Source organism: Micromonospora cremea, from assembly GCF_900143515.1.
Taxonomy (GTDB): domain Bacteria; phylum Actinomycetota; class Actinomycetes; order Mycobacteriales; family Micromonosporaceae; genus Micromonospora; species Micromonospora cremea.
Genome location: NZ_FSQT01000001.1, coordinates 122,464 through 145,007 on the forward strand (window position 1 = coordinate 122,464; position 22,544 = coordinate 145,007).

General features: G+C 69.6%; 21 protein-coding genes. 17 read left to right on the forward strand and 4 right to left on the reverse strand.

Annotated features, from left to right (window positions below):
* Positions 1 to 44: 44 nt before the first annotated feature.
* The 14 genes from BUS84_RS00540 (at position 45) to BUS84_RS00605 (ending at position 14,756) form a co-directional block, all read left to right on the forward strand.
* On the forward strand, positions 45 to 938 hold the full coding sequence (locus BUS84_RS00540) for a MurR/RpiR family transcriptional regulator (protein ID WP_159450938.1): 894 nt from the start codon (positions 45 to 47) through the stop codon (positions 936 to 938).
* 91 nt (positions 939 to 1,029) lie between these two features.
* Positions 1,030 to 1,728, forward strand: coding sequence for an SDR family NAD(P)-dependent oxidoreductase (locus BUS84_RS00545; RefSeq protein WP_208869467.1), 699 nt, complete (start codon positions 1,030 to 1,032; stop codon positions 1,726 to 1,728).
* A gap of 9 nt (positions 1,729 to 1,737) precedes the next feature.
* The gene (locus BUS84_RS00550) at positions 1,738 to 3,429 is read left to right on the forward strand and encodes a DUF885 domain-containing protein (protein WP_084756957.1); all 1,692 of its coding nucleotides are present in this window, start codon (positions 1,738 to 1,740) and stop codon (positions 3,427 to 3,429) included.
* 14 nt (positions 3,430 to 3,443) lie between these two features.
* Positions 3,444 to 4,295: an alpha/beta fold hydrolase gene (locus BUS84_RS00555; RefSeq protein WP_074307827.1), complete on the forward strand. Its 852-nt coding sequence runs from the start codon at positions 3,444 to 3,446 to the stop codon at positions 4,293 to 4,295.
* On the forward strand, positions 4,292 to 5,275 hold the full coding sequence (locus tag BUS84_RS00560; protein WP_074307829.1) for a ketopantoate reductase family protein: 984 nt from the start codon (positions 4,292 to 4,294) through the stop codon (positions 5,273 to 5,275). The genes BUS84_RS00555 and BUS84_RS00560 overlap by 4 nt, the downstream gene beginning before the upstream one ends.
* Complete coding sequence (locus BUS84_RS00565) at positions 5,272 to 5,982, forward strand: creatininase family protein (RefSeq protein WP_074307831.1); 711 nt, start codon at positions 5,272 to 5,274, stop codon at positions 5,980 to 5,982. The genes BUS84_RS00560 and BUS84_RS00565 overlap by 4 nt, the downstream gene beginning before the upstream one ends.
* Complete coding sequence (locus tag BUS84_RS00570) at positions 5,979 to 7,355, forward strand: M20/M25/M40 family metallo-hydrolase (RefSeq protein ID WP_208869468.1); 1,377 nt, start codon at positions 5,979 to 5,981, stop codon at positions 7,353 to 7,355. Before BUS84_RS00565 ends, BUS84_RS00570 begins: the two co-directional genes overlap by 4 nt.
* Complete coding sequence (locus BUS84_RS00575; protein ID WP_074307833.1) at positions 7,352 to 8,530, forward strand: dipeptidase; 1,179 nt, start codon at positions 7,352 to 7,354, stop codon at positions 8,528 to 8,530. The genes BUS84_RS00570 and BUS84_RS00575 overlap by 4 nt, the downstream gene beginning before the upstream one ends.
* Positions 8,531 to 8,544: 14 nt before the next feature.
* A complete protein-coding gene (locus BUS84_RS00580) occupies positions 8,545 to 9,750 on the forward strand; it encodes a CaiB/BaiF CoA transferase family protein (RefSeq protein WP_244298289.1) in 1,206 nt (401 codons plus the stop codon).
* A complete protein-coding gene (locus tag BUS84_RS00585; RefSeq protein WP_084756961.1) occupies positions 9,750 to 10,637 on the forward strand; it encodes an HTD2 family dehydratase in 888 nt (295 codons plus the stop codon). The genes BUS84_RS00580 and BUS84_RS00585 overlap by 1 nt, the downstream gene beginning before the upstream one ends.
* Entirely contained in the window at positions 10,634 to 11,899 is a 1,266-nt protein-coding gene (locus BUS84_RS00590) for a methylaspartate ammonia-lyase (RefSeq protein WP_084756963.1), read from the forward strand. Before BUS84_RS00585 ends, BUS84_RS00590 begins: the two co-directional genes overlap by 4 nt.
* A complete protein-coding gene (locus tag BUS84_RS00595) occupies positions 11,892 to 12,713 on the forward strand; it encodes an HpcH/HpaI aldolase/citrate lyase family protein (RefSeq protein WP_074307835.1) in 822 nt (273 codons plus the stop codon). The genes BUS84_RS00590 and BUS84_RS00595 overlap by 8 nt, the downstream gene beginning before the upstream one ends.
* Positions 12,714 to 12,731: 18 nt before the next feature.
* Positions 12,732 to 14,048 (forward strand): MFS transporter, encoded by a 1,317-nt coding sequence (locus BUS84_RS00600; RefSeq protein ID WP_074307837.1) that lies wholly within the window; start codon positions 12,732 to 12,734, stop codon positions 14,046 to 14,048.
* A 327-nt stretch (positions 14,049 to 14,375) separates the two neighbouring features.
* Entirely contained in the window at positions 14,376 to 14,756 is a 381-nt protein-coding gene (locus BUS84_RS00605) for an MFS transporter (RefSeq protein WP_074307840.1), read from the forward strand.
* A 994-nt stretch (positions 14,757 to 15,750) separates the two neighbouring features.
* Here BUS84_RS00605 and BUS84_RS00610 read toward each other — a convergent pair.
* The gene (locus BUS84_RS00610) at positions 15,751 to 16,632 is read right to left on the reverse strand and encodes a recombinase zinc beta ribbon domain-containing protein (protein ID WP_074307842.1); all 882 of its coding nucleotides are present in this window, start codon (positions 16,630 to 16,632) and stop codon (positions 15,751 to 15,753) included.
* Between the two features lie 58 nt (positions 16,633 to 16,690).
* Here BUS84_RS00610 and BUS84_RS00615 point away from each other — a divergent pair, with 58 nt between their 5' ends.
* From BUS84_RS00615 to BUS84_RS00625, 3 genes are all read left to right on the forward strand, one after another.
* Positions 16,691 to 17,581, forward strand: coding sequence for a helix-turn-helix domain-containing protein (locus BUS84_RS00615; RefSeq protein ID WP_208869469.1), 891 nt, complete (start codon positions 16,691 to 16,693; stop codon positions 17,579 to 17,581).
* A 63-nt stretch (positions 17,582 to 17,644) separates the two neighbouring features.
* The gene (locus BUS84_RS00620) at positions 17,645 to 18,226 is read left to right on the forward strand and encodes a dihydrofolate reductase family protein (RefSeq protein ID WP_074307846.1); all 582 of its coding nucleotides are present in this window, start codon (positions 17,645 to 17,647) and stop codon (positions 18,224 to 18,226) included.
* Between the two features lie 124 nt (positions 18,227 to 18,350).
* Positions 18,351 to 19,658 carry an ISL3 family transposase gene (locus BUS84_RS00625; RefSeq protein WP_074307848.1) on the forward strand — a complete coding sequence of 436 codons (1,308 nt, stop codon included), beginning with the start codon at positions 18,351 to 18,353 and terminating at the stop codon, positions 19,656 to 19,658.
* A 583-nt stretch (positions 19,659 to 20,241) separates the two neighbouring features.
* On the opposite strand, the gene BUS84_RS00630 is transcribed toward BUS84_RS00625, so the two are convergent.
* The 3 genes from BUS84_RS00630 to BUS84_RS39260 form a co-directional block, all read right to left on the reverse strand.
* Positions 20,242 to 21,399 carry a low temperature requirement protein A gene (locus BUS84_RS00630; protein ID WP_074311842.1) on the reverse strand — a complete coding sequence of 386 codons (1,158 nt, stop codon included), beginning with the start codon at positions 21,397 to 21,399 and terminating at the stop codon, positions 20,242 to 20,244.
* A gap of 244 nt (positions 21,400 to 21,643) precedes the next feature.
* On the reverse strand, positions 21,644 to 22,210 hold the full coding sequence (locus BUS84_RS36990; protein WP_208869470.1) for a DDE-type integrase/transposase/recombinase: 567 nt from the start codon (positions 22,208 to 22,210) through the stop codon (positions 21,644 to 21,646).
* Positions 22,207 to 22,515 carry an IS3 family transposase gene (locus BUS84_RS39260; protein WP_074307850.1) on the reverse strand — a complete coding sequence of 103 codons (309 nt, stop codon included), beginning with the start codon at positions 22,513 to 22,515 and terminating at the stop codon, positions 22,207 to 22,209. The genes BUS84_RS36990 and BUS84_RS39260 overlap by 4 nt, the downstream gene beginning before the upstream one ends.
* Positions 22,516 to 22,544 lie beyond the last annotated feature (29 nt).

The following is a 22,544-nucleotide window of genomic DNA, read 5'->3' on the forward strand; positions in this document are numbered from 1 at the left end:
TACGCACGCGGACGGCGAGGGAGAAGGGCGCTAGGCTCCGCTCCGTGGACGACATTCGTGATATAGTCACCCGCCGGGTCAACGATCTGACACCGGCGGAGAAGCGCTGCGCTCGTGCACTGTTGGCGGATTACCCAGCGGCCGGACTTGGCTCCGCATCCTCTCTCGCCGAGGCTGCCGGCACGTCGACTCCGACAGTGCTCCGATTCCTCGCGCATCTTGGTTTCGGGAGCTATCGGACTTTTCAGCAGCGCCTGCGGGACGAGATCACGCGGACAGCCACGAGCCCGGTGCAGCGCGCCACGCGGAGCCGCGCCGAACGCTCGGCGCCGACGGACTTCACCGCAGCGGTGGACCAGCGGATTGGGATCGCCGAGCAGCTCGTAAGGGCCGTGCCGCAACCGGAGTTCGACGCCGCAGTGGCCCTTCTGGCTGGCCGTCCACGAAGGACGCTGGTGGCGGGAGGCTACTTCACCCACCACCTCGCCGCCTTGCTCGCCTCCCAGCTCGACCAGCTCCTCACCGGGGTCGACTTCACACGAGACCCATTGAGGGCCGACATCGGCAAATATCTTGACCTCGGCAAGGACGGAGTCGTCCTGCTCTTCGACTTCCGCCGTTACGAGAAGGATGCGAAGCAGCTCGCCGAGCTCGTGAAGGAGCAGGGGGGCCGGCTGGTCCTCCTGACCGATCACGAGCTGTCGCCTTCGGCCCAGCTGGCCGATGTCGTGCTTCCGGTCTATGTCGACGGCGTGCCCTTCGACTCCGACGCTGGTGTCCTCATTCTCCTGGAGAGTCTGGTCGAGTGCGTCTTCAATGCGCTGGGGCCAAAGGCGATCCGCCGTATGGAGCGCTGGGAGGCGAGCGTGGAGATCCCCCGTGTGTTCTCCGCGTCCAAGTCCCGTTCCATTGCCGAGGAGGTGATCTCTCCTTTGTAACGGTTGTTAGATGCTGAGCCATGTGACATGATGCTGTAACTAGCGGAACACAGCAGTGTGGCACGCGTCGATCGGCATCCAGGAGGTCTCGGTGGCGGTACTCGAGGGCATGGTCGCGGTGGTCACGGGGACCGCCCAGGGGATTGGTCGCCGGATCGGGGACGCAGTCGAGGCAGCGGGCGCCGTCGTCCACCGCGTGGACCGGGAGCAGGTCGACCTTTCGAAGTCGGACGAGGCCGTGTCGTACCTCAGGGACCTCGGAAAGGTCGACATCCTCGTCCACTCGGCCGGCGGCGTCTGCGGCCAGACCCACGCACCGATCGAAGAGATCACCGACGCGGCCTGGGACGAGGTGGTCGACGCCAACCTGCGCACTGCCTTCAACGCCGTCCGGGCCGTGGCCCCCGGGATGAAGGAGCGGGGCTACGGGCGGATCGTCACCATCTCCTCCGGCGCGGGCCGGAGCGTCAGCCTGACTGGTGTCCAGGCGTACACGTCGGCCAAGGCGGGGCTCATCGGCTTCACCCGCCAGATGGCCTGGGAACTCGGCCCGTACGGGATCACGGTCAACTGCATCGCGCCGGGCTTTGTGCTATCGAATCCGACGACCCAGAAGCAGTGGGACAGCTACGGGCCGGACGGCCAGGCGGCGCTCGTCTCGCGGATCGCGACCCGGCGGACCGGAATCCCCGAGGACATCGCGCGCGGTGCCCTCTTCTTCGTCGACCCCGACGCGGGATGGGTCAGTGGGCAGACCCTGTCCATCGACGGCGGCCACTCGCTCTTCTGAGGAGGACCGATGACGACACCGAACGACGACGCCGTCCTCCTGCGCGAGCTAGGGGAGCGCTACTTCCGGACTCAGCACACCTACGACCCGTGGAACGCCTCGCTGCTCGGCCTGACCGAGTACGACCCGCTCGTCGGTGACGTGCGGGTCGAGGCCGGGGAGCGCGCAGCTGACGACCTCGCCGCCGTTCGGCGGCGCGCCGAATCCATCGATCCCGTCCGCCTCACGCCCGCCGACCGGGTGGACCGTGACGTCCTCATCCACCTCGCGGGCGGTGCCGAGAACGACATCCGGGACGCGCTGTGGGCGGCGAACATCTCGGCCAAGAGCTACGTGAGCCGGCAGGGACTGGTCTTCCAGACCATCCCGATCATGAGCACCGAGAACGAGGCCGGACGCGCCGCCTACCTGGCCCGGCTCGACGGTCTGGCCGGCCTGTTCGCCGGCCTCGCCGAGCGCTACCGGGAGGAGCTGGCGCGTGGCCGGACGCCGACCCGCGTCGGTGTGCGGCACGCGATGGACCAGCTGAACGGGTACCTCGCGCTGCCTGTCGACGGTGATGTCCTGCTCGGGCCGGCCGCCGGCACCGGCTGCTACGACCAGGCCCGCGAGATCGTGCGGTCGCGGGTCCGCCCGGCCATGGCCCGCCTCGCCGAAGCGTTGGGCCGGGACATCCTGCCGCACGCCCGCCCCGACGACCGGGCAGGGATCAGCCACGTGCCCGGGGGCCGGGAAGCCTACGCGCGCGCCGTGGCCCGGCACACGACGACCGACCTGTCCCCGGAAGAGGTCCACCAGATCGGCCACGACGCGCTGGCCGAGCTGCAGAGCCAGTGGCGGACCGTCGGCGAGCGGGCGCTCGGCACGTCCGACTTCCCCGAGATCGTGCGTCGGCTCCGAACGGACCCTGCGCTCCGCTTCTCGACCAGCGACGAGATCGTCGCGGTGGCCCGGGAGGCGCTCGAACGGGCGACGGAGGCCCTGGGGCGCTACTACGAGGGTCCCGCAGTCGGCCCGTGCGAGATCGTCGAGATCAACGCCGTGGAGGCCGAGCACGCCTCAATGGCCTACTACCGCCCCCCCTCGGACGACGGCAGCAGGCCCGGTGCCCACTGCCTGCTGACGGCGGACCCGACGCAGCGCTTCCGCTACGAGTACGAGTCCCTGGCCTTCCACGAGTCGGTCCCGGGCCACCACCTCCAGTTGTCGCACTGCCAGCAGCTGGACATTCCCCGCTACCGCCGGCATCTCGACGTCGAGGCGTGCAGCTTCAACGAGGGTTGGGGCCTGTACAGCGAGGTCCTCGCCGAGGAACTCGGGCTCTACACGAGCGACCTGGACATCCTCGGTCGGCTGTCCTTCACGGCCCTGCGCGCGTGCCGTCTCGTCGTCGACACTGGCATGCACCACCTGGGCTGGTCGCGGGAGCGGGCCGTGGCGTTCATGCGCGAGAACACGGCCACGACCGAATCCAACATCCGCAACGAGGTGGACCGCTACATAGCGTGGCCGGGCCAGGCGCTGGCCTACATGGTCGGCCAGCGGGAGATCCTGCGCCTGCGCGAGGCCACGCGTAAGCGGCTCGGACCCCGCTTCTCGCTGCCGGAATTCCACCGCCGCGTCCTCGAGCACGGCGCGGTCCCGCTCGCCGTCCTGGCCGACAACGTGCACGTGTGGGAACCGACACCGACTGTTCACTGACACCAGGAGAAGCCATGGAACTGACGATTAACGGGTGCCGCCTCACGGTCGAGGACCTCGGCCCCAGGGACGCACCACTGATCATCGCCCATCACGGCGGGGGCGGCATCGGGTCGCTCAAGGAGCCGCGGGACACCTTCGGCCCGCTGTCCGACGAGTACCGCGTCATCGTGTTCGATGCTCGCGGGTGCGGTACGAGCGAAGCCTTGCCGCCCTACTCGCACCAGCAGTGGGCCGCCGATGTGGACGCGCTGCGCGAGTGGGCCGGAGCCGAGAAGGTCACGGTCGCGGGCGGGTCGTACGGCGGCTTCATCGCAATGGAGTACGCCCTCGCGTACCCCGACCGGATCCAGGCGCTCATGCTGCGGGACACGGCGGCTGACGGCACGAACCTTGAGACCGCCTTCGAGAACGCGCGGAACCAGAACCGCATCGAGATCAAGTGGGACAACTTCAACCGCTACTGGACCGGCCAGATCCGCGACGACGCTGACCTCAAACAGTGCTGGAGCGAGATGATCGGGCTCTACGACCACGACTACGACCCGGAGCGCTCGGCCCGCGCTGTGGAGGAGGGCACCTACCGGCACGAGGCCCACAACTGGTGCTTCCAGCACAACTGGGGCAACTACGACCTGAAGGACCGGCTCGGGTCCATCACGGTGCCAGTACTGGTCACCGTGGGACGCCATGACTGGGTCACCCCGGTCAGCTGCTCGGAGACGATCACCAAACTGGTGCCGAACGCCGAGCTTGTGATCTTCGAGAAGTCCGGGCACTCGCCGCAGAAGGAGGAGCGCGAGCTCTTCCAGCAGGTCATCCGCGGCTTCATTCACCGTGCCGTGCCGCTGGCGGCAAGCGCATGAGGTACGTCTTCATCGGCGGTGGGGCCATCGGTGGCACGCTCGCCGCGCACATGATACGAGCGGGTCACGACGTCCTGATCTGTGACGCCGACGTCGCGCATGTCGAGGCGATCCGTGCCAACGGGCTGCACATCGAGGGCCCGGTGAACGAGTTCACCGTCGACGTCCCCGCCGTCACTCCGGCCGAGCTGCCAGACCGGATCGACCGCGCCCTCGTCGCGGTCAAGAGCCTGCACACCGCGGAGGCCGCCGCGCTGCTCACGGACCGGCTGACCCCCGAGGGCCTCGTCCTCAGCGTCCAGAACGGGCTGACCGCGGACCACCTGATCCGGGCGGTCGGACGGGCCCGGGTCCTGTCGAGCTTCGTCAACTTCGGTGCGGACGTCATGGCCCCCGGGCGGATCATGCAGGGCAACATCGGCACCTTCCGGGTCGGCGAGCTCGACCCCGGGCCGATCACCGACCGGGTGCGCGAGTTCGTATCCATCCTCCCGTACGCCGAGGCCACCGAGAACGTGCTCGGGTACCTGTGGGGCAAGGAGGCGTACGGCGCGATGCTCTGGGCCGGCGCCGTGTCGGACCTGTCCATCGCCGACAGCCTCGAGGATCCGCGGTACCGACCGCTCATGCTGGCCGTCGCGCGCGAGGTCCTCGCCCAGGTGCCGGTTCCGGTGGAGAGCTTCGACGGGTTCGTCCCGGACGACCTCGAGGGCTCGCTGAACCGGCTGGTCGAGTTCAACCGGAAGAGCGCGAAGAGCCACAGCGGCATCTACCGCGACCTGGTCGTCCGCAAGCGGAAGACCGAGATCGACGAGATGCTCCGCGACCTCGACGGCCCGATCTTCCACAAGATCGGCGAGCTGATCCACGACATCGAACAGGGGCGGCGCGTCTGCGAGGTGGCGAACCTCGACGAACTGGCGGCCTACGTCGCCGACCTCCAGAAGGCCGACCAGACACCGGAAGGACCCCGACCGTGAGGCTGCACGACCGCAACTGGATGCAGATCCGCGACTACCTCAAGCACGACGACCGAGTGGTCCTGCCGATCGGCTCCACCGAGCAGCACGGCTACCTCTCCCTCGGGACGGACGCGATTCTCGCCGAACGGGTCGCCGTCGAGGCGGCCGAGCCGCTCGGCATCCCGGTGCTGCCCGCCCTGCCGTTCGGGATGACGCCCTATCTCGCCGCGTACCCGGGCAGCATGACCCTGCGGATGAGCACCTACATCGAGGTCATCCGCGATCTGCTCGACTGCCTTCACCTGCAGGGGTTCCGCCGGATCGCCATCGTCAACGGCCACGGCGGGAACAGCCCGGTGACCGGCCTGGTCCGCGAGTGGCTCGCCGAGCCGCGCGAGGAGCGCGTCGAGGTGCTCTTCCACAACTGGTGGAACGCGCCCCGGACCGCCGCAACCGCCTCGCAGTTCGACCCGGACCAGATGCACGGCGCGTGGGTGGAGAACTTCCCGTGGACGCGGTTGGTCGGGGTGGAGATCCCGACCGAGCCGATCCCCGTCCTCGACCGCGAGCTGCTCGGCCGGCTCTCCCGGGACGAGATGCTCCAGATCGCGCCGGACGGCAGCCACGGCGGGCCGTACCAGCGCTCCGACGAGGACATGGCGGTCGTCTGGGCGGCCGGCGTGGCGGAGGTCCGTGAGCAGCTCGAGAACGGGTGGCTCAAGTGACCGCGATCGTCACCTCCGGCCGGCTCACCTTCCCCGACGCCCGTGACCTTCTTCCCGAGCTGGCCGGGTACATCAGTATCCCGAGCGTCAGCCGCGACAGCGACCCGCAGGTGATGCGCCGGGCCGCCGAGTGGCTCCGCGACCAGCTCGGCTTCGCCGGTGCGCGCCTCGATGAGACGGCTGGCAACCCCATCGTCCGCGCCGACTGGCTCGGCGTCCCCGGGGCGCCGACGATCCTCGTCTACGGGCACTACGACGTCCAGCCGCCCGGCAGCCTCGCGGAGTGGAACAGCCCGCCGTTCGAGATGACGACCGACGGCGACGTCATCCGGGGCCGCGGCGTCACCGACGACAAGGGGCCGGTCTTTATCGTCCTCAAGCTGGCGCAGGCGTTCCTGGCCCAAGAGGGCGGGCTGCCGCTCAACGTTAAGTTCCTCTTCGAGGGCGAGGAGGAGATCGGCAGCCCCAACCTCGCCGACTACCTTCGGGCACACGCCGACGAGCTGGCGGCCGACCTGGTCGTCTCCGCGGACGGGGCGATGTGGCGCCCCACCGAACCGTCGGTGTCGGTGGCCTCGAAGGGCCTGGTGTCCCTGTCCGTCGTCGTGGAAGGGGCGGCCACCGACCTGCACTCGGGCCGCTTCGGCGGCACGGTCGCGAACCCGGTGCACCAGCTCGCCGCGCTGCTGGCGAGCCTGCACGACGCCGACGGCCGGGTGGCGGTCGACGGGTTCTACGAGGGCGTTCACGAGCTGAGCGACGCGCGCAAGGCGGAGATCGAGGCGGTGGCCTTCGACGAGGAGGCGTACCGGACCGACCTCGGGGTCCCGGCGCTGTTCGGGGAGGCGGGGCTGAGCACCCTAGAGCGGCTGTGGGAACGGCCGACCCTGGAGGTCAACGGCGTCGAGGCGGGTGGGAAGTACACGGTGATCCCGCGCCGGGCCGTCGCGCACCTCTCCTGCCGGCTCGTCCACGAGCAGTGCCCCGATGCGGTCTTCGAGGCCATCGACCGTCACCTCCGGGAGCGGGCGCACCCGGCGGTTACCGTGACGGTTCACCCGGACCCCGGAGGCGTCCCGGCCTACCGGGTCGACGGGGACCACCCATCCATCGTCTGCGCCGTCGCCGCCCTGGCCGAGGTCTACCCGGGCCAGGAGGTCCTCCGGGCCGTCATCGCCGGGACTCTGCCGGCGACGGCGTTGTTCGAGGAGGTGCTGGACGCGAAGACCCTCTTCTTCTCGTTCTCCACCGCGGACGAGAAGCTGCACGCACCGAACGAGTTCCTGCGGATCCGCCGGATCGACGAGGGCCTGCGCGCCTGGGAGGTCCTCTGGCGCGAGCTGGCCCGGGCGCTGCCCCGAGGTGCGTCATGAGCGATCCGTACGTCGCCTATTCCTACCTCGACGAACCGCCATGGCGCGGCGAACTCGCGCCGGAGGCCGGCCGGGTTCCGGCCTACCGGCACGGCCAGCCTGAGCCGGTCGTCGAGCGCGCGGAGCGGCTGTTGCGCGACCACGTGACGATCAGCCTGCACGACCACCCGGTGCGCTTCCCGGCCGACATGGCAGACACCCCGGCCTACAACCGGACCGGTCGCCAGCACACCGCCTACGCGGGCCTGCTCACGTCTGGGCTCACCGCGGTGTTCGACAACATGATGGACGGGACGGCGTGCGTCACCGGGTCGGCGCCGTGGCAGTGGGACGACGTCGTCACCGACCTCGGGATGCGCCAGGCCGACCTCGCGCAGCAGGACCTGGTCACGGTGGTGCGCCGGCTCCGGGACATCGACGACGCACACGAGCAGGGCCGGGTCGGTCTGGTCTTCGGCCTGGAGGCGGCGACGCCCATCGGCAACGAAGTCGACAAGCTGGACGTCCTCTACGGCCTCGGCGTGCGGCAGATCGGCATCGCCTACTCGGACTCGAACGCCCTCGGGTCGGGGTTGAACGAACGGGTCGACGGCGGCCTGACGCTCCTGGGCCAGCGCGCCGTCCGGCGGATGAACCAGCTGGGCCTAGCCATCGACATCTCCCACTCCGGGGACCAGACCGGCATCGACACCTGCCGGGCGTCCGACGCGCCCGTGCTCATGACGCACGCCGGGGCGCGCGCGCTGTGGGACATTCCCCGGCTCAAGGGCGACGACGTGCTGCGAGCCGTCGCCGACACCGGCGGTGTCATCGGGATCTCGGCGGCACCGCACACCACCTGCTCGACGGCGCACCCCAGGCACACCATCGAGTCCGTCCTGGACCACTTCAACTACTGCGTCGACCTTGTGGGCATCGATCACGTCGCCTTCGGCCCGGACACGCTCTACGGCGACCACGTCGGGCTCCACACCACCTTTGCGCACCTGTTGCGGACCGGCGCGGCGAGCCCGCCGCCGCACGAGAAGGTGCCCTATGTGGATGGTCTCGAGAACCCTTCCGAGTGCTTTCACAACCTTACCGTGTGCCTCGTTCGGGACGGGCACTCCGATGAGGACATCCGCAAGGTCCTCGGCGGCAACATCATGCGGGCGCTCGGCGAGATCTGGCACTGAAGGAGAGATAGGTCGTGACGCTGCCCCTGTCGGGTGTGCGCATCCTCGCGATCGAGCAGTACGGCGCCGGCCCCTTCGGGAGCTCGCACCTGGCTGATCTCGGCGCGGAGGTGATCAAGATCGAGGACCCCGGGAGCGGCGGCGACGTCGGGCGGACGGTCCCGCCGTACGCCGAGGACGAGGACTCGCTGTTCTTTGAGGCCTTCAACCGCGGCAAGAAGTCGATCTCCCTTGACCTCGCGGCTCCGTCCGGTCGCGCGGTCTTCGAGGAGCTGGTGCGGGTCAGCGACGCGGTCTATTCGAACCTGCGCGGCGATGTCCCCGAGAAGATCGGGATCACCTACGCCCAACTGGCCGCGGTCAACCCGAAGATCGTCTGCTGCTCGCTCAGCGGGTACGGCATGACCGGGCCGCGGCGCAACGATCCAGGCTACGACTACGTGGTTCAGGCGCTGACGGGGTGGATGGACCTCACCGGGGAGCCGGACGGTCCGCCGACGAAGTCCGGCCTGTCGCTCGTCGACTTCTCCGCCGGCTACGTCGCCGCCCTCGCCCTCGTCTCCGGCATCCTCGCCGCGCGGCGCGACGGCGTGGGGATGGACTGTGACGTCAGCCTCTTCGACACGGCGATGGCCATGCTGACCTACCCCGGGGTCTGGCACCTCAACGCCGGCTTCGAGCCCAGGCGCACCCGCCATTCGGCCCATCCGTCGATCATTCCCTTCCAGGCCTTCGAGACGGCCGACGGATGGATCGTCGTCGCCGCGCCGAAGGAGAAGTTCTGGCGCCGGTTCACGGAGGTCATCGAGCGGCCGGACCTCGCGACCGACCGGCGGTTCGCCACGCTCGCCGACCGGCAGCGCAACGCCGCCGCGCTGCTGCCGATCCTCGAGGAGACCATGCGGCTGCGGACGAGCGCCGACTGGGACGAGCGGCTGCGCGCCGCCGCCGTGCCCAGCGGCCAGGTTCGCAGCGTCGCCGAGGCGTTCGAGGATCCGCAGGCGGTCGCCCGCGGGCTGGTTGTGGAGGCCGACCATCCCCGGTACGGCACGGTCCGCACGATCGCCTCGCCGGTGCGGGTCGGCTCCGCTGCGGCCACCCCCCGGCGGGCTCCGCGCCGAGGCGAGCACACCGAGGACGTCGTGACCGACCTGCTCGGCTACTCCTCGGACGACATCGAGCGGGCGCGCCGCGACGGTGCCTTCGGACGGGGGCTCTGATGAGTGGCGGGCACACACCGACGCCGGAGGCCGTCGAGGAGCCGGACCGGTCCTGGCTCGAGGAGCCCTCGGTCGTGCACGGCGCCTGGCAGGCCAGCGTCGAGCGTGCCGAGGACGTCCTTAGCCCGACGGCGGTCACCAACCTCCATCACCTGCTCGACCGTGCCGGGGACCCGCCGCAGGCCATTCCGGTCATGTGGCACCTCGTTGCCTTCACCCCGCGCTGCCCCCAGGCCGAACTCTCCCCGGACGGTCACCCGTGGACCGGCTCGTTCCTGCCGCCCATGGCCGCCCGGCAGCGGATGTTCGCGGGCAGCCGGGTCCGCCGCCAAGGGGTCCTCAGGTCCGGCGACGTGCTGGAACAGGTCTCGCGGGTCACCTCGGTCGACGTCAAGCACGGGCGCGCTGGCGAACTCGTCTTCGTCGGTGTCCGGCATCTCCTGACCGGGCCCAGCGGCTGGATCTGCCAGGACGACACGATCGTCTACCGGGAGCCGGCCCCCTTGCGCACGCCGCCGCCGGCGGACGAGCCCGGCCCGTGGACCATGACGAAGGTCGTGGATCCCGTGCTCCTCTTCCGCTACTCGGCGATCACCTACAACGCCCATCGGATCCACTACGACCGTTCGTACGCCTGTGACGTCGAGGGGTACCCGGGCCTCGTCGTTCACGGCCCGCTCCAGGCCACCCTGCTCGCCGACCTCGCCGGTCGGCATGTCCCCGAGCACCTCATCGCCGACTTCAGCTTCCGGGCCACGGCTCCCGCCTTCGACACGGCGGACTTCGAGATGACCGGCCGGCCGATCGCCGGCGGCGTGGAGCTGACCGGCCGAAGCGGCGGAGCCGTCACCATGCGGGCGACGGCACGACTGAAGGAAGACACGTGACTGATCCCGTCATCCAGGACGTCGTCGCCGTGCCGGTGGCCGGCGGCTACTTCTTCGACGACCAGGCCGCCATCCGGGCCGGAGCCACCCGCGACGGTGGCCGCTACCTCGGCAGCCCCGTCACGCCCGGCTTCGCCCAGGTGCGCGAGCCCGCCGAGGCCGTCTCGATCATCCTCCGCCTCTCCGATGGCAAGGTCGTCGTCGGCGACTGCGCGACCGTGCAGTACTCCGGCGTCGCCGGGCGCGAGCCCCGGCTGCGCGCCAAGGAGCTGGCCGAGGCGATCGAGGCCCGGGTCGCGCCACGGTTGCGGGGCCTGCCGGTCGGGCGCTACCGGTCGGCCGACGAGCAGGCCCGGGCGATCTGCGCCGAGGTGCTGGAGAACCCCCTGGCGGCCGGGTACGGCCTGTCGCAGGCGCTCCTCGCCGCCGCCGCGCACGCTGCGGGCCACGGGATGATGGCCTGGACGGTCCAGGAGGAGTGGGGCATCGAGACTCCGCTGCGCCGGCTGCCGCTCTACGCGCAGAGCGGCGAGGCCCGCCGCAGCAACGTCGACACGATGATCATGAAGAGCGTCGGGGTGCTGCCGCACGGCCTCATCAACGCACCCGAACTGGTCGGGTCCGACGGCAGCGCACTGGCGGCCTACGTGGCGTGGGTCGCGGAGCGGATCGACGCGATCGGCGCCGCGGACTACGCGCCCGAACTGCATTTCGACGTGTACGGGCTGGTGGGCGCGGCGGCCGGCGGAGACATCGACCGCACCGTCGACATCCTGCTGCGCCTCGAGCGCGCGGCCGGGCGTCATCCGATCCGGATCGAGCACCCCATCGACGCGGGGAGCCGCGAGGGGCAGATCGCCGCCTTCGCGAAGATCAGGTCGGGCCTGGCGGAACGAGGCTCACGGCTGCGGATCGTCGCGGACGAGTGGGCCAACACGGTCGAGGACATCGCCGCGTTCTGCGCGGCCGGCGCCGCCGACCTGATCCAGGTGAAGACACCGGACCTGGGGTCGCTGACGAACACGATCGAGGCAGCGCTGCACTGTACGGCCCACGGGGTCGGCGTCGTGCTCGGCGGCACCTGCACCGAGACCGACGTGTCGGCCAGGGCGACCACGCACGTGGGGCTGGCCATCGGCGCGACCCAGCTGCTCGCTAAGCCCGGCATGGGGGTGGACGAGCCGCTCATGATCGTCGGCAACGAGATGGCCCGCTGCCTCCGCTTGGACGCCCTGGGCCGGCCGGGCGGCCGGCGTGGCTGACCCGGCCCTGCCGCGCACGCACCTGTACGTCCCCGGCGACCGTCCGGACCGGTTCGACAAGGCGGTGGCCGCCGGCGCGGACGTCGTCATCCTCGACCTCGAGGACGCCGTCGCTCCGGACGGCAAGCAGCCTGCCCTCGAGGCGGTGACCGGCTGGCTGGCGAGCCGGCCGACGGCCGCCGGGCCGCAGCTGTGGGTCCGCGTCAACCGGGGCGCGCTGGACGAGGTCGAGGTCCTCGCCCGACGCGCCGCCCTCGACGGCCTCTGCCTGCCGAAGGTCGAGTCGGCGGCCGAGGTCGAGGCCGTCCACGCCCTCGCGCCGAATGTGCGACTCGCGCCGCTCGTCGAGTCCGCGGTCGGCGTGGCGCGGCTGTCCGGGATCGCCTCGGCCGCCGGGGTGGTCTGGTTGCACCTCGGCGAGCTGGACCTGGCCGCCGACCTCGGCATGACGGTCAGCACGGGTGACGAGCTGGACGCGGTGCGCACCATGGTCGTCGTGGCGAGCCGCGCCGCCGGCCTCGCCGCGCCCCCGGCGCCGGTGAGCCCCGAGGTCGCCGACATGGACCGGTTCGCCGCCTCGACGCTGCGGCTGCGCAACCTCGGCTTCGCCGGTCGGGCCTGTATCCACCCCCGGCAGGTCGAGGTGGTCCATCGGCTGGCTGCGGCGCGCGCGGGCGACGTGGCGTGGGCCCGGCGGGTCCTCGTCGAGGCCTGCACGCACGACGGCGCGGCCTTCGTGTTCGAAGGGTCGATGATCGACGAGGCGGTTCTGCGCCGGGCGCGCGACATCGTGGCCGGCGATGCCGGGGCCTAGCGGCCGACGGGAGGGCGCGTGGCGGCGCTCCTCCTGATCGCCGCCGCCGGGCTGGGCCACTTCGGCTGGGGGACGATCCTTCCGTACCAGTACGTCTACGCCTCGGAGACGCGGGGCTGGGGTCCGCTCGTCGGCGCCCTCGCCTCGTCGCTCTTCTCCGTCGGGGCACTCGCCGCGGCGCCGATGGCCGGCCGGCTCACCGACCGCCGCCGGCCCGCGTCGATCCTCATCGCGGCTCAGGCCGTCGCCGCATGCGGCAGCATCGGCATGCTCGTCGCCAACCAGGCGTGGGCGTTCTGCGCCTCGTCGTTTATCTTTGGCTGCGGCATGACGGGGGCGAGCCCCGCCAAGTCGGTGCTCGTCCTCCGCTGGTCCTCGGGTGCCGACCGGAGGCGGGTCTTCGCCTACCGGTTCACCGGCGAGAGCGTCGGCATGGCGCTCGGCGCCCTGGCCTCCGGGGCGTTCGTCGACCTCTCCCGGCCCGACGGGATGACGACGTCGTACGTCACGGCCTGCGTCGCGCTCGGTCTGGCGATGCTCGTCGTCGCGATCGCAGCGCGCACGGCCCGAGACCGCTCATGGCGTGACGAGGCGCGGGCCCCGAGCCGGGTGGCCCTGCGCTCCGCCGTCAAGCAGATCGCCGTGATCCGGCCGCTGCGGTGGGTCGCCGTCATCACGGTCTCGTTGTCGCTGGCCTTCTACGCCCAGTTCGAGGCGGGGCTGCCGGCCTACGCGCTGTCGGTCCTCCACGTGGACGAGGTGATGATCGGGCTCGGCGCCGCGGTCAACTGCGCGACGATCGTCGCCCTCCAGCTCGTCATGCTGAAGCTCACGGCGAACCGGCAACCAGGGCCGTTGCTCATGCTCGTCGGCGGGATCTGGGTGCTCTGCTGGATCCTGCTCGGCCTGGCGCCGGGCTGGCCGGCGGTGTCCACGCTGATCTTCGTCTCGCTCTACGGTGTCTTCGCGGTGGGTGAGACGATCTTCGCGCCGCTCCTCAACCCGCTCGTCGCTCAGCTGGCACCCCCCGCCATCGTGGGGACGACCCTCGGCGCGTTCGCGGCGCTCCAGACGACCTTCTCCGCCGTGGGGCCGCTCGTCGCGGGGGTCCTCCTCGGTGGAGGACTGCCCGAGGCGTTCGTCGGCCTGCATCTGGCGATCAGCGTCATCGCGGTCGTGGCGGCCTGGCGCTTGCATCGGCTCCTCGGGATGCCTCCGCAGCAGAGGCGCACAAGATCTGAGCCGCGCCGGCCCCTTCCGGCGTCACCCGCGTTCGAGCCCGAGGTCCGTCGCGTCGAGGCACCCGATCCGTCGGGCGGCCGAAGAGCCGGCTGAGCCCGGGGACCTGGACCACCAATGCGGTAGGTCGTGAACGCGATCGCCCCACGGCCGTACACCGCACCGAGCACGCGACCTCTGCCGAGCGGCTGAACGCCGTGACCAAGCACGCTGCCCTGTGGCCACGCCTGCGCACGCTCGCCTCGCGCACCACAAGAGCTTCAGGAACCTGAGGGCGCCGCGAATGCGCACGGCCCTTGGTAGGTAAGGGGCGGCGGGGAGGAACACCGCTGGTACCGCGCCGGGATCGATCGCGTTCCGGTTTGTCCTCTTCATGGGGGTCGTCGACCTCTTCGTGACACCACCTACTCCGGTGGCGCGAGCATGAACGGATTGTTCCTCGCCTCGCTCGGCGCCGGCGCCGCCGTGATCAGCAGCGCGGGTGGGCTCAGCGAGTTCCTGAACTACCTCACCAGCGGGGTGTCCGGCTACTTCGCCGACCGGATAGGCCAGCGCTGGCCATTGGCGTTCGTCGGCTACGGCGTGAACCTTCTGGCCGTGCCGGCGCTGGCATTCGCCGGTCACTGGCAGGCCGCCGCCGGGCTGATCGTGGTGCAGGGCGTCGGGCGTGGGATCCGCAAGCCGCTCGTCCAGGCCATGTTGTCCTACACCACCAGGCAGTACGGCAAAGGGCGGGACTACGGGGTGAACACGGCGCTGGATCACACGGGACGTACCCTCGGCCCGCTGGTCATCGCTGGATAGCTCCTCCACGCGGCAGCATTCCGGGCGGCGTACGCGCTGCTCGTCATTCCGGCGGTACTGGCGTTGATGGCGTTGACCGTCGCGCGGATCCGGTTTCCTGCGCCCGCCTCGTTCGAACGGGAGCAGTCTCCCGAGCCGGCGTCGTCGCAGCAACAGCGGCACAGGGCGGGCGCCGAGGGATTCACCCGGTCGTACTGGCTCAACCTGGCGGCTGTGCGTCCTTCGGGGCGGGCCTGATGAACTTCGAGTTGATCTCGTTCCATCTGTCCCGGAGCGGAGCCACGCGCGACAGCGTGCCGCTCTCTCTCGCTGGCCACGAGCGTCGGCCAGTGCGGTTCTCACCCAGCCATCCGAACAACTTGTGCAGTTCTCGTACGAACAGGTCCGCCAAGCGTATCGACCCGGCACATGGACCCCGAACCCGGCAAACGCCGTAAGCCCAGACCGCACTGCCGACGAGCTATCAAGCCCGTTTCGCACCAGTGCTGCCGCGCGCGGCAAATGACGACGACTTGAAACCACCCGAGAACTCCCAGGCGGCGGCTGCCCAAGCTATTCTCCGGCTGTGCGAACTCGTCGCAGCGGAGACCGGAACCGACGCTGGACTCGCCCATCAGCTCGCCGACGTTGACATTACCGCGCTGACCACAGCTGCAACTGGGTCAGCAGCACATCTATGCAGCCTCGCTCATGCCGCGGCGATAGAGGCCGACCTTGCCGGCCTCCACCCACCGACCGCCGACCGGCTCGTTCGATCAGGCCGCAACGCTCGTGACCACTGCCCGGCGCGGAGATGGCCGAGCACCTCACATCTTTCCCCTTACGGTTCGGGGACCCAGTGGCCACCGACCCGAAGGCAGGATTGACGACTGGCTGACCCGCGTGGCGCGGGCCAGCCATTTCATGATGCCGCAGCATCGGCGTCAGCGTGCATGTCCATGCATCAGTCAACACAACTGCAAGTCAGCGGCCATTTTGATCATGTAGTTATAGTTCAGCTCGGGCCTCGGACACAAACCATTGCCCCACGGTGCGCGCTGAGATCCACTTCAGCGCGCACCATTTGCGTTCCAGGATGGTAGGCGAGCCGGAGTCCGAGTTGCCGGTAGACCTCGGCCTTGTCAGCCGGGTCGGCGTCGCGGAGCACGGCGGCGATGTCGCCGAGCGCGTTCACCAGGGCCGTGATCTCTGCTCGGCTCATCCGGCGCGGGGTGGTGCCCGCGTTCGCGCGCAGATCTGCTTCCGCCCGGGCGCGTTCGGCCTGTGTCTGGGCGATCCAGCCGGTGACGACCGCGGGGTCGGCACCAGCGTCGAGGGCGGCGCGGTAGCGCTCCAGCTTGGCGTCGCACTCGGTGATGATCGTCTGGGCTGCTGTGCCGGTTGCGGGCGGATGATCCAGGGGCTGGGCGTCGGCCATCGCGGTGATCGTTTGCTGGATGCGGTGGGGCGCGAAGGCGGAGGCCAGCCAGGTGTCGAGCGGGTCGGTGAGGGCGTCCTCCCGCAGGTACACGTTGCGGGGGTGTGGGACCTGGTTGGCGAGGGCGTACTCCTGCGGGAAGCGGCAGCGGTAGTAGGCGTCGCCGTGGTTGTACTGGCCCTGCATGCGTCGGTCACAGGCGGCGCAGTAGATCAGTCCGCGGAAGACGTACGGGTTGCGGGTGCGCTGCCTTACGTGTTGTCCACCGGTACCCCGGCCCCGCCGTTGCAGGATGGCTTGGGCCTGCTCGAAGGTCGCGTCGTCGATGAGTGGCTCGTGGGTGATCTCCTTGGAGACCACCCACTCGTCGCGAGCGTTCCAGCGCATCACCCCGGTGTGGCCCATCGCCACGTCGTCGACGTCGAGCAGCACCTCGTCGGTGCGTTGCTTGTTCCACACCTGCCGCCTTGGGGACCGGAATGCGCCAGGGCGCCCGTCAGGGATCGGCGCCGGCTCGATGCTGGCGGCGGCGCGTGATGCCGGATGGGCCGTCGGCAATGATGTCGGCGTGGAGTATGTGGCTAGGGTGCCCGGTCCGCCGCTGGACGGGCTGATCGTCGACCTCTATTACCTGGAGGGCGCTCCGCCGTACTCCCGGTTGATGCTGCCGGCGGCGCCCGCGCCATTGCTCATCGTCAACCTCGGAGCGCCGTTTCTCATCCGCGCAGGCACCGACGTAGACGCCGTGGAGTACGCCGACGGCTGCGCGGTCGCCACGCCCACGCGTGCGTGGGAGTTCAGCTATCCAACCCCGACCCGGTCCGTGGGCGTCCACTTCAGGCCGTGGGGCCTGGCACCGTTCCTTCCGATGCCCGCGTTCGAGTTGTGCGACCGACCTGCGACGGTGGAGCAGATCTGGGGCCAGCCCGCTATCGCTGAATTGCGACACCGACTGACCTTGGCGGACGCACCGCACGAAATGCTGATGTTGCTCGAGGAGGAACTGGTGCGACGGCTGCGGGTGATCGACGGTCTTGACCTGGTCCGCCAAATGAGCAGCGCCGTCGCGGCGACAGGCGGGACGGTGCCGATCAGCGACATCGGTGTGGCGGCCCGCGCCAGCAGCACGTATTTGGCGAAGCGGTTCAAGGCCGTAGTCGGTGTCACGCCAAAACGGCTGGCTCGCAGCTACCGCTTCAGCTCCACCGTGTTGGCGCTCGACGTCGCTGCACCGATCGACTGGGGAGACGTTGCCGCTGGCGCGGGCTACTTTGACCAGGCCCACTTCGTGCGCGAGTTCCGGGAGTTCACCGGGCTCACGCCGACCCGGTACGCCGAAGTCCGGCGGCGATTCCTGCGCGATCATCCCGACCACGTCCTGGACGGCTGGCCGCTCCCAGCCGATTGATTTCGTACAAGAGCGACAGCTCACGCCGCACAAGACTTGGGACTCCAAACAGAGGAGGAATCCATGGGGAAAGTGGTCATGAACGCGTCGGTTTCGGTGGATGGTTTCATCGCGGCTGAGAACGACGATCCCGGTCCGATCTTCGAGTGGCTGGTCAGCGGTGACGTGCCGTTGGACGACAGTGGCGTTCTGAAGGTGTCGCAGGCTTCGTTCGACTACGTCCGGCCGTACTGGGACGAGGTCGGGGTGACCATTGCCGGCCGTCACGCCTTCGACATCACCGACGGCTGGGATGGGACGCCTCCGAGTGGGATCGACCATGTGGTCGTGGTGAGTCACCGTGGTGCGCCCGAGGGCTGGGACCTCCCGGCGCCGTTCCACTTTGCCGACGGCATCGAGCCGGCCGTGGCCAAGGCGCGGGAGCTTGCGGGTGACCGCACTGTCGAGTTCGCTGCTGGCGACGTCGGCGGCCAGGCGCTCGCGGCAGGTTGGGTCGACGAGGTACGCATGGACGTTGCACCCGTCGTGCTCGGGTCCGGTAAGCGTTACTTCGGCTCCGTCGACGCGCAGCACCTGCTGGAAGGCCCAGACGTAGTTGTTCAGGGCAACCGGGTGCTTCACCTGCGCTATCGGGTGCGCCGTTGACCGATCTGAGTGGGTACGCGAAGAAGACCGCTGCGACGGTGACACGAGATCGGGCGTCCGGCTGCGTTTGTGCATCGCTGCCCCGGGACGGAAGTCGTGGTCTTCCAGATTGGCACACCTCGACTTGACTAACGCTACCTTTGCCTGCCCTGACCTGACCAAGTTCTGCCGGCTCGACGAGCTCGGCCTGGCCGTCACCGGCCAACGACTCAGGCCCGACCGTGCGGTGCTGGCATGCCGGGTCGTCGAGCCGGACCCGTGGTGCCGTCGCTGTGGTTGCGAAGGCGTACCGCGCGACACCGTGACCCGGGAGCTGGCCCACGAGCCGCTGGGCTGGCGGCCGACGATGCTCGTGGTGACCGTGCGCCGCTACCGGTGTACCGCTTGCGGTCACGTGTGGCGCCAGGACACCAGCCTCGCGGCTGAGCCGCGAGCGAAGCTGTCGCGTCGCGGGCTGCGGTGGGCACTCGAGGCGATCGTGTGCCAGCACTTGACCGTGGCCCGGGTCGCCGAGGGACTCGGGGTCGCCTGGAACACTGCCAACGACGCTGTCCTGGCCGAAGGCAAGCGGGTGCTGATCAACGACGAGAACCGCTTCGACGGTGTCAACGCGATCGGGGTAGACGAGCATGTGTGGCGCCACACCCGCCGCGGAGACAAGTTCGTCACCGTGATCGTCGATCTCACCGCCGTCCGTGATGGCACCGGTCCCGCCCGGCTGCTCGACATGGTCGAGGGCCGCTCCAAGCAAGCGTTCAAGTACTGGCTCGCTGACCGCGACGAGGCCTGGCGGAAGGCCGTGGACGTGGTCGCGATGGACGGCTTCACCGGCTTCAAGACCGCCACCGCCGACGAGCTCCCCGACGCGACAGCGGTCATGGATCCCTTCCACGTCGTGCGGCTGGCCGGCGATGCGCTGGACCGGTGCCGCCGCCGGGTCCAGTTGGCGATCCACGGCCACCGCGGCATGAAGAACGACCCCCTCTACTCCGCGCGTAGGACCCTGCACACAGGTGCCGGGCTGCTCACCGACAAGCAGGCCGCTCGGCTCACCGCGCTGTTCGCCGACGAGGCGCATGTCGAAGTCGAGGCGACCTGGGGCATCTACCAGCGAATGATCGCCGCCTACCGACACGAGGACCGGCGCCGTGGCCGCGAGTTGATGGTCAAGCTGATCGACACGATCAGCACCGGTGTCCCGAACGCACTGGTCGAGGTCACCACGCTCGGCCGCACGTTGAAGAAACGCGCAGCCGACGTGCTGGCCTACTTCGACCGTCCCGGCACCAGCAACGGCCCCACCGAGGCGATCAACGGCCGCCTCGAGCACCTGCGCGGTTCCGCACTCGGGTTCCGCAACCTCACGAACTACATCGCCAGATCGCTGCTCGAGACCGGAGGCTTCAGGCCGCAATTACACCCTCGATCGTGAAGAGCCACTTAACTACCGCGATCCGCGCGGCTGTGCCTCTTGGCAAGGTCGGAGAGGGACGTGGTTAGCTCGGCCGGTGAGATTCGACGTCGAAGACTGGGTACGCCGGACGTTTTCACAGTGGAACGCCGTCACGATTGCTGCCACCATCCTCGGCGTTCTCCTGTTCGGCGCGGGGCTCGTGATGGCGTCGAGGTAGGTCGGCCCGTACCGTCCTCTCTTGGCGCTGACCGCGCACCCGGACAACGTCCGCTCGTGCCAATGAGCGGATGCCGACGGACTGGCTGTCTGCATGACACCGGAGTTGGCCCTGCACGCGCTGGCCGACAACGGTGCCGTCGGCTGGGTCATATGCTCGCCGGTCCTACAACCTCACGCGCTTTCGAGGTCTGCCCGCCACCGTACGGCCCACGGCCAGCACCGTAGCTGCTGGGATAGCCGTCCGTCGAACGACGCCAGACGCCCGCGAACAGCCCTGAATGAAACGATGAGTGAAACGAGCGCGGCTCCACAAAGTGGCATGGCATCGACGCGGCAAACCTTCCATCCGCCGTCGATGCCCCGCTCTTGCTTGGGGCGGCGGTCAGCCGGGCGGCGACGGGACCTCCGGTGGCTTGCCCGCCGCGTTGCGCCAGTCCAGCAGGGCGATGAGCAGCAGCACTGCGGCGGCGGTGGTCGCGGTGGCCAGCGGCGACACCCGCCCCATCAGCGGGGCCGCCGCGGCCAGCAGGGCGACGCCGACGATCCTGCGCCGCGAGACCCGGGCGAACACCAGATGCTCCAGGCGAGCCCGGCCGACGAGGAACAGTGCCGGCCCGCCCAGGATTGTCGCCAGCCACGATGGGTGTGTCACCTGGGTGTGGCTGTGCTGCACGATCCCGTGTCCGATTGCGGTGGTGACGATGCCCAGCACCATCACCGCATGCGCGAACGCGACTCGTCGACCCCACCCCGCGGGATCGCCTGCCGCGTCGAGGGCCTTGGGCAGCAGCTCACCGGCCTTTTGGAAGTACACCCGCCACAGCAGCGTCGTGGTGGCGAAAGCGATCACCAGGCCAGCAGTCTCGTAGAGGCCGTGCGGGTGGGTGCTATAGCTGACCCCGACGGCGAGGATGGTCTCACCGAGGGCGATCATCAACAGCTGTGCGTTGCGGTCCGCCAGGTGGTGCCCGGCGACCTGCCAGATGGTGTTCCGATGCCGACCCAGCCCGGGCGCTGGCCAGCCCAACCCCGCCGATCCCAGATCCACCACCGCCGCAACCGCCCACCACACCAGCTGGGCGGCGCCGCCGGCCAGCCCGCCGCCTACCCAAAACACCCCGGCCAGGCATGACCACGCCGTTACCCGCCAGTACAACCGGCGCAACCGGTGCGACCCCAGACCCAGCGAGATCACGGCCGGGCGCGCCACCCGCACCGTCACGAACACCACCGCGAACACCAGACCTTCACCGGCGAACGCCCCCGGCACAGCCGTCCCCATGATCATCATGGCGAAGGTGCTGAACAGCAGCATCACTTGGGTGCCCGCGCGGTGTGGCTCGAACCGGCCGGTGAGGTACGCGGTGGTGGTCCACAGGTACATCACCGGTATGAACAGCAACAGCGTCCGGCCGGCATTGCCCCACCGCCGCGCCGGGTCGTCGTTGAAGAAACCGGGCAACGACCCCGCGACCACACGGTCGAGCGCGAACACCACCGCCAGATCGAAGAACAACTCCACGAACGTCGCCTGCTGCATGCTGCCGCTCCGCCGCAGCAAACCCACCGCCCGACCCGCGGCCCGCCGTCGCCTCGCAACCCGGCTGCCCATTTGACCCATTCAACTGCCCGGCATGCCCGAACACACCCGATACCGCCAAGTCAACCGTGGCGGCCCGCGACTCCAGGCGACGCCTTGAGCGTGAGCATCACCCATGCACACCAGGGACCAGGCCGAGCCAGTGTGGCGGCGCGATTTGAACCCGCGGGGGGGGCGTAAACCCTCACACGCTTTCGAGGTCTGAGATGCAGCCAGCCAGGTCATCGCGCCGGGCAGCGGCGTTGTCCAGCGCGGCGACGGCCAGGCGGGACTTCATCCGCGAGTCGATGGAGTAGCCCACGATCCGGTTGGACCAGACGTCCTTGATCGCGCACAGGTAGAGCTTGCCTTCGGCGGTGTGGTGCTCGGTGATGTCGGCCAGCCACAGCTGGTTTGCCAGTGGCGCGGTGAAGTCGCGGCGCATGAGATCGTCATGCACCGGCGGGCTGACCCTGCGCCCCTTGCCGCGACGCTTCTTGCCGAACGCGCTGCACCAACCGTTCCCGGAGCAGATCCGCCACGCGGTTCGATCGGCCATCGGCTGTCCAGCGGCGCGGGCCTCGTCGACCAGGAACCGGTAGTCGAACTCCGGATCATGACGGTGGGCGTCGAACAACGCGTTGGCCCGATACGCCGACACCTGCTCGGCGTCGTGACTGGTCGGGCCAGCCACCGGTAGTAGGGCTGGCGAGCGATCTTCAAGACCCGGCGTCACCGCCAGAGGGATACCGTCGGCGGTCAGCTCGCTCACGAGCGGGTAGAGTCTTTTCCCGGCACATGCGCCTGCGACAAGTAGGCGGCGGCCCGGCGCAGAACCTCGTTCTCCTGCTCCAGCAACCTGATCCGCTTCCGAGCCTCGCGCAGCTCGGCCGACTCACTGCCGGCCACGCCGGGCGTGGCACCGGCCTCGATATCGTCCTGACGCAGACACTTGAACAACGTCATCGGGTGCACCCCGAAGTCCTTCGCGATCTGCTCGACGGTCACTCCCGCATCGCGGTTACGGGCCACCCGCACGACGTCATCGCGGAACTCTCGAGGGTATGGCCACGGCACAGCGAGATCCTTTCAGCCCGCCCACAGGG